The sequence below is a fragment of the Streptomyces sp. NPDC107471 genome, assembly GCF_055582845.1.
The window spans coordinates 593,905-600,095 of sequence record NZ_JBVJPC010000005.1 but is presented as its reverse complement, the minus strand read 5'-3'; the positions used below and the strand labels follow the sequence as shown (position 1 = coordinate 600,095).

General features: G+C 75.0%; 5 protein-coding genes. 2 read left to right on the top strand and 3 right to left on the bottom strand.

All coding sequences use genetic code 11. The features are described 5' to 3' along the window. Positions 1-523 precede the first annotated feature (523 nt). Entirely contained in the window at positions 524-1,429 is a 906-nt protein-coding gene (locus ACZ66S_RS20205) for a LysR family transcriptional regulator (RefSeq protein WP_469902859.1), read from the bottom strand. 133 nt (positions 1,430-1,562) lie between these two features. Here ACZ66S_RS20205 and ACZ66S_RS20200 point away from each other — a divergent pair, with 133 nt between their 5' ends. Both ACZ66S_RS20200 and ACZ66S_RS20195 read left to right on the top strand, forming a co-directional pair. Further along, a complete protein-coding gene (locus tag ACZ66S_RS20200) occupies positions 1,563-2,618 on the top strand; it encodes a DMT family transporter (protein WP_469902858.1) in 1,056 nt (351 codons plus the stop codon). A 105-nt stretch (positions 2,619-2,723) separates the two neighbouring features. Continuing rightward, positions 2,724-2,954: a hypothetical protein gene (locus tag ACZ66S_RS20195; RefSeq protein ID WP_469903037.1), complete on the top strand. Its 231-nt coding sequence runs from the start codon at positions 2,724-2,726 to the stop codon at positions 2,952-2,954. A 5-nt stretch (positions 2,955-2,959) separates the two neighbouring features. On the opposite strand, the gene mgtA is transcribed toward ACZ66S_RS20195, so the two are convergent. Further along, the gene (gene mgtA / locus ACZ66S_RS20190) at positions 2,960-5,608 is read right to left on the bottom strand and encodes a magnesium-translocating P-type ATPase (RefSeq protein ID WP_469902857.1); all 2,649 of its coding nucleotides are present in this window, start codon (positions 5,606-5,608) and stop codon (positions 2,960-2,962) included. A 130-nt stretch (positions 5,609-5,738) separates the two neighbouring features. Further along, positions 5,739-6,098 carry an ArsR/SmtB family transcription factor gene (locus ACZ66S_RS20185; RefSeq protein WP_469902856.1) on the bottom strand — a complete coding sequence of 120 codons (360 nt, stop codon included), beginning with the start codon at positions 6,096-6,098 and terminating at the stop codon, positions 5,739-5,741. Positions 6,099-6,191: the final 93 nt, after the last annotated feature.

Here is a 6,191-nt window from a genome sequence, read left to right as displayed (position 1 = left end):
CTGACCTGCGGTGCTGTCCCGCCGACTGGCGGGCGCCGCCACCCAGGCGCACGGACGGGCCGGGCGGGCAAGGGCTACGAAGAACCCGACCGAGAAACCCAAGCCGAGAACCCCGACGGCACGCATCCGGCCCCACCATCTGACCTGCGGTGCTGTCCCGCCGACTGGCGGGCGCCGCCACCCAGGCGCACGGACGGGCCGGGCGGGCAAGGGCTACGAAGAACCCGACCGAGAAGCCCAAGCCGAGAACCCCGACAGCACCGGAGGGCAGGGCAGGCAGGCGCCACGAGGGCCCCGGCCGGCACCCGAGGAGCCCAGTCCCACCACCTGACCTGCGCGACTGCCCCCGCCCACTCACAGGCCGGCGCCGCGCAGGCGGGATGAGCGGACAAGCGCTACGAAGAACCCGGCCGAGAAACCCAAGCCGGCACCCCAGCAGCACACCCCCGGCACCGCCCCCGCGGAGGGGACAGCGGCGCAGGTCGGGTGGTGGGCACGCCCCGGACCCTCCACCCGCCGGAGGTCACCGTGCAGCGGGGTCGTTCGTCGCCGCGTCCCGGAGGGCTGTCAGGAGGTCGCGGAGGGCCGGCTGGTCGAGGGCGGTCTCGCGGGCCACCGCCGAGATCACGCGGACCGGTTCGGGGTTGCGGACCGGGCGGACGACGACCCCGGGGTGGCGGCCGCGCAGGCCCAGTCGTGGCATCAGGCCGACACCGAGGCCGGCCGCGACGAACCCCTGCGCGGTGGCGTAGTCCTCGCTGCGAATGACGAAGTCGGGGCTGAAACCGGCCGCCGCGCAGGAGTCGATCACCGGCTCCAGGCAGGGGCCGGGCGGTTCGCTGCCGACCCACTGCTCCCCGGACAGCTCGTGCAGGTCGACGACCTCCCGGTCCGCCAGCGGATGCCCCAGCGGCAGGACGGCGGCGTACGGGTCGTCGAGCAGGTGGACCAGGCGGAACCCGTCCCCCACCCGGCCCCGCGCCTGCACGACCACGGCCAGGTCGGCCCGGCCCCGGGCCACCTCCTCGAACGGGTCGTCCGGGTCGGCGAGTTCGAGGTCGACCCGTACACCCGGGTGTTCCGCGCGGAGCCGGGCGAGGGCCGGGGCCACGAGCGTGGAGCCCGCCGTGGCGAAGTAGCGGACCGACAGGGTGCCGATGCGCCCGGCGCGGAGGTCGGCGAGAGCGGTCTCCGCCTGCGCGACCGCCGAGCTGATCAGCGCCGCGTGCTCGGTGAGCAGCAGGCCCGCCGGGGTCGGCCGCACTCCCCGCCCCACCCGTTCGAGCAGGGCCGTGCCCGCCTGCTTCTCCAGCGCCGCGACCTGCTGGCTGACAGCGGACGGGGTGTAGCCGAGGTGGGCCGCGGCCGCGGTGACCGTCCCGCTGGTGACGACCGCGCGCAGGACCTGGAGGCGCCTCACGTCAAGCATGTAGCACAGCTTAACAGACTAGGTAGAACCATTTGCTTGTCCTCACAGTTCGACTGGGGCATCGTCGAAGAACGGGACGGAACGGACCGGACCGTCGACCGAGTCGTACGGCGGCCGAACGGAGGGAAGCATCGTGAACAGCGGTACACGGAGTCTGCGGGGCGGAGTGCGGGTGGCCGTGCTCGCCCTGCTGTGGGGCTCGACCTTCCTCTGGATCGAACTGGCGCTGCGCGGTCTCTCCCCGCTCCAGGTCACGTTCGTCCGCTGCCTGCTCGGCGCGCTCGTCCTCACCGTCGCCTGCTACGCGTCGGGCCGGCGCCTGCCCCGTGGGCGGACCGTCTGGCGGCACATCGCCGTCGCGGCCTTCTTCTGCAACGCGCTGCCGTTCGCCCTGTTCAGCCTGGGCCAGCAGACCGTCGACTCCGGGCTCGCGGGTGTCCTGAACGCCACGACCCCGCTGTGGTCGATCGCCCTCGGCCTGGCCCTCGGCTCGGAACGCGGACTGCGCCCGGCCCGCCTGGCCGGCCTGCTCCTCGGCTTCGCCGGCACGATCCTCATCCTCGCCCCCTGGCAGTCGGCCGGGGCCACGAGCTGGGGAGCCCTCGCCATCCTCGGCGCGGCCGCCAGCTACGCCGTCGCCTTCACCTACATGGGCCGCACCCTGGTCCGCCGGGGCACCCCGACCATCTCGCTGTCCGCCGCGCAGCTCGTCGCCGCGAGCGGGCTGACCGCCGTGGCGCTGCCGGTCGGCGGCCTGGAGGCGATCGACCCCGGCCCGGCGGTCGTGGTCGCGGCCCTGGTCCTCAGCGTCTTCTGCACCGCGATCACCTTCCACCTCACCTACCGGATCATCAACGACGAGGGCGCCACGAACGCCGCCGTGGTCGGCTATCTGCTGCCGGTGGTCTCCGTGCTCCTCGGCGCGGTCGTCCTCGGCGAGGGCCTGAGCGTCCGGGTCGTGCTGGGCATGGCCGTGGTCCTGGCAGGCGTCGGACTGACCAGGCGCAAGAACACGACGGTCACGGCGGACACGACGGATCCGGCGGACACGACGGTCACGGCGGCGGACCGGCCCGGCGCGAAAGCGGCCCCGGCCGCGGCCCCGGACTCACCCCACGCCGACGCGGAGGACACGCCCACCGACCCCCCGTCCGCCCGCCGTCACCCGGCCCTGAACAACGCGGGATGACCTCCGGCGAGCCCGGGGACCGGCCGGCGGCCCCGCGCTGAGGACATCGGCCTCCCCGGACGGTTGCGCGACCTCTAAACTGTCGCCGTGGACGCAGCGGAGACAGTGGAGACGGCCGGCGTGACCGGCTGGGAAGTCGCCGTCCTCGACGGCGGACCGGCCCACGGGATGCGGGTCAAGGTCACCGACCGGCCCCGGGTCGTGCAGGTGTCGTACCCCTGCCGCACGGAGGGCGCGCCGTCGGGGGTGCGGGTCGATGGCGTCTACGTCTACCGGCTCGACCACGGCGTGACCGAGGAACCCCTGCGGTACGGCTTCGACATCGCCTGCCCCTGAGACGGTCAGCCGCCGGGGCGGTCACCGGTGCGGCGCCGTGCCGCCAGCAGGCCCACGGCGTACAGGGCGAGGACGGCCGCGAGCAGCGCGTAGTACACGCCGGGCAGTGCGCTCATGCCGAGGGCAGCGCCGGGCGGGGACATGGGCAGGAGCAGACCGGTCGCGGCCAGCGCCGCGGCGGACCAGGTCACCGGGCCCGGCCGGCGGCCGCCACGGCCCGCTGAGCCCAGGGACAGCAGCACCATCACCACGGCCTGCGTCAGCAGGTTCTCCGTGAACCAGCCCGAGTGGAACATCGCCTCGTCGTCGCCCGGGCCGCGCAGCGCCAGGGCCAGGACACCGAAGGTCGCCAGGTCCGCCACGGCGTTCAGGGCACCGAACCCGACGATGAACCGGAGCAGTCGCCGGGGGTCCAGGACGCTCGGCCGGCGCAGGGCGGACGGGTCGGGACGGTCGTGGGCGAAGGCCAGTTGGGCCGCGTCGAAGCACAGGTTCTGCACGAGGACCTGCGCCGGGAGCATCGGCAGGAAGGGCAGCAGGAGGCCCGCCGAGAGCATCGCGATCACGTTGCCGAGGTTGGAGGAGAGCGTGATGCGCAGGTACGTGGCGATGTTGCCGCCCGCGTGACGGCCGGCGGCGACCGCGTGGCCGACCGCGGTGAGGTCCTTCCCGGCGAGGACGAGGTCCGCGTTCTCGCGGGTCACCCCGGCCGCGTCGCGGGGGGCGACGCCCACGTCGGCGGTGCGCAGGGCGGGCAGGTCGTTGACGCCGTCGCCGAGGAAGCCGACCGTGTGGCCGCCGGCCCGCAGGGCGCGCACGATGCGGGTCTTGTCCTCGGGGGTGCAGCGGGCGAAGACGGTCGTACGGCGGGCGAGTTCGGTGAGTTCGGGGTCGGTGAGGGTGTCGAGGCGGTCGGCGGTGCGGACCCCGGCCGCCGGGATCCCGAGGTCACGGCAGGCCCGGGCCGCGGTGCCCGGGTGGTCGCCGGTGAGGACCTTGACGGTGACGCCCCGCGCGGCGAGTCCGGCGAGGGCCGCGGCGGCGGTGGGGGCGAGCTCGTCCCGGAGGGTGACCAGGCCGCGGAAGGTGAGGCCGTGTTCGCGGGGGCGGTCTCCGGCGGGCCGTTCGGCGGTGGCGACGGCGAGGACGCGCAGTCCGTCCGCCGCCTGTGCGTCGGCCAGTTCGCGCAGACGGGAGCGCTCGTCGTCGGAGAGCGCACAGCGTCGCAGTACGGCCTCCGGGGCGCCCTTGGTGATCAGGGTGTGCGCGCCGAGCCGGCCGGGGGTGCGGACGACCACGGTGGCGAGGCGCCGGGCGGGGTCGAAGGGGAGGGCTGTGACGCCGTCGTACGCCGTGAGGGCGTCCTCGTCGGCGGCGGCGAGCAGGGCCTCGTCGAGGGCGTCGGCGGCGGGGAGGTCGGCGAGCTGGAGCGACCACCAGGCGGCGGCCGCCGCCGTGCGCAGTACCTCGGAGTCGTCGTGGCCGTCCGCGTCCAGCGCGCGGTGGACGACCGGGCGGTCCCGGGTGAGGGTGCCGGTCTTGTCGACGCACAGGACGTCCATGGCGCCGATGTCGTGCAGGGCGGGCAGCCGTCGCACGATCACACCGTGGGTGCGGGCCAGCAGGGCGGCGCCGCGGGCCAGGCAGGTGGTGACGAGGACCGGCAGCATCTCCGGGGTCAGCCCGACCGCCACCGCGACGGCGAAGGGGAGGGTCTCCAGGCCGCGGCCGCGCAGGGCGGCGTTGGCCATGAGGACCAGCGGCGGGGTCAGCAGCGCGAACCGGATCAGGATCCAGGAGACCCCCCGCACGGAACGCTCGAACGCGGTCGCCGGGGGTTTGCCGGTACGGCGGTGGGCGGCGGCGAGACGGGTGTCGCCGCCGGTCGCGGTGACCACTGCGGTGGCGCTGCCGGAGGCGACGCTGCTGCCCTGGAAGCAGTGCCGGGGGTCCTGGAGGACACCGCCCTCCCCCGGCTCCCCGTCCGCGGACTTCGCCACCGGCGCGGACTCCCCGGTCAGTGCGGCCTGGTGGACGGTGAGCCCGGTCGAGCGCAGCAGTCGTACGTCCGCGGGGACCAGGTCGCCGGGGCCGAGCCGTACGACGTCGCCGGGGACGAGTTCCGCCACCGGGATCTCGCGGGTGGCCGGGGCGCTGTCCTCGGAGGCCCGGCGTTGGACCGTGACGGTGGTCGCCACCAGGTGGCGCAGTGCCGCCGTGGAGCGACCGGCGCGGTGTTCGCCGGAAGCCCGCAGGACACAGCTCACGACGACGAGCAGGAGGATCACCGAGGCGGTGCCCCAGGCGAGGACGGCGGCCGACACCAGTCCCAGGCAGAGCAGCACCGCGGTGAAGGGGTCCCGCGCGCTCCGGGCGAACAGACGGGGCCAGGAGGGGTCCCGGCCGTCCGGCAGCGCGTTGGCCCCGAACCGCGCCGACCGCTCCTCGGCCTGCGCCTCGGTCAGCCCGCGCGGCCCGACCCCGAGCCCCCGCAGCACCTCGAGAAGACTCCCGTCCGACCCGCCTCCGGGATCCGTGCCCCGCCCGGCGCCGGAGCCGACGGACGGGACGACCCGCAGAACGGGAGGTCCCGGCGAGGGCGACGAAGGGTCGGCGGCCTCGCCCGAAGGAACGGACGCAGCCCCGGCGAGCACCCCGGACTCCGACGGCACCGGCCCGGCAGGAGCAATCGGATCGACTCCCACCGACGGAGTGCCGTCCCTGGACGCACCTCCCGCCCCGGCAGAGGAGGCGCCCGCGTTCTCCCCCCGCGCCCCCAACCGCTCAGACACCGGCCTCGCGCAGGCGGTCCGAGGGTGCGGAGGAGGTCTCGCGGGCGGTCAGTTGGCCGACCATGACACGGACCACGGTCACGATGTCGGGGTCGTCGACGTAGTAGATCTGCCGGCGGCCGTCGCGGCGGGAGCGCACGAGGCCGGCGAGTTTCAGCTTCGCGAGGTGCTGGCTGACGGCGGGCAGCGCACCCCCGACCCGGTCGGCGAGGTGGGAGACGTCGCTCTCGCCCTGGGACAGCGCCCACATGATGTGCAGCCGGGCGGAGGAGGCGAGGAGCCCGAAGACGGCGGCCGCCTCGGCGAGCACCTCCGACGACGGGTCCTGGAAACCGCCGACGATCTTCGCCACAGCCCTCTCCCGTCCTCTGGGGTCAACCGCCGGACCCAGTGTAGGGGCGGCCGGTGATCGTCCCGCTTCGTCCGGTACCGGTCCCTCCCCTCG

Excerpts from the sequence above, each read along its gene's own strand:
- ACZ66S_RS20205 (WP_469902859.1), bottom strand. The coding sequence starts at position 1,429 with ATGCTTGACGTGAGGCGCCTCCAGGTCCTGCGCGCGGTCGTCACCAGC.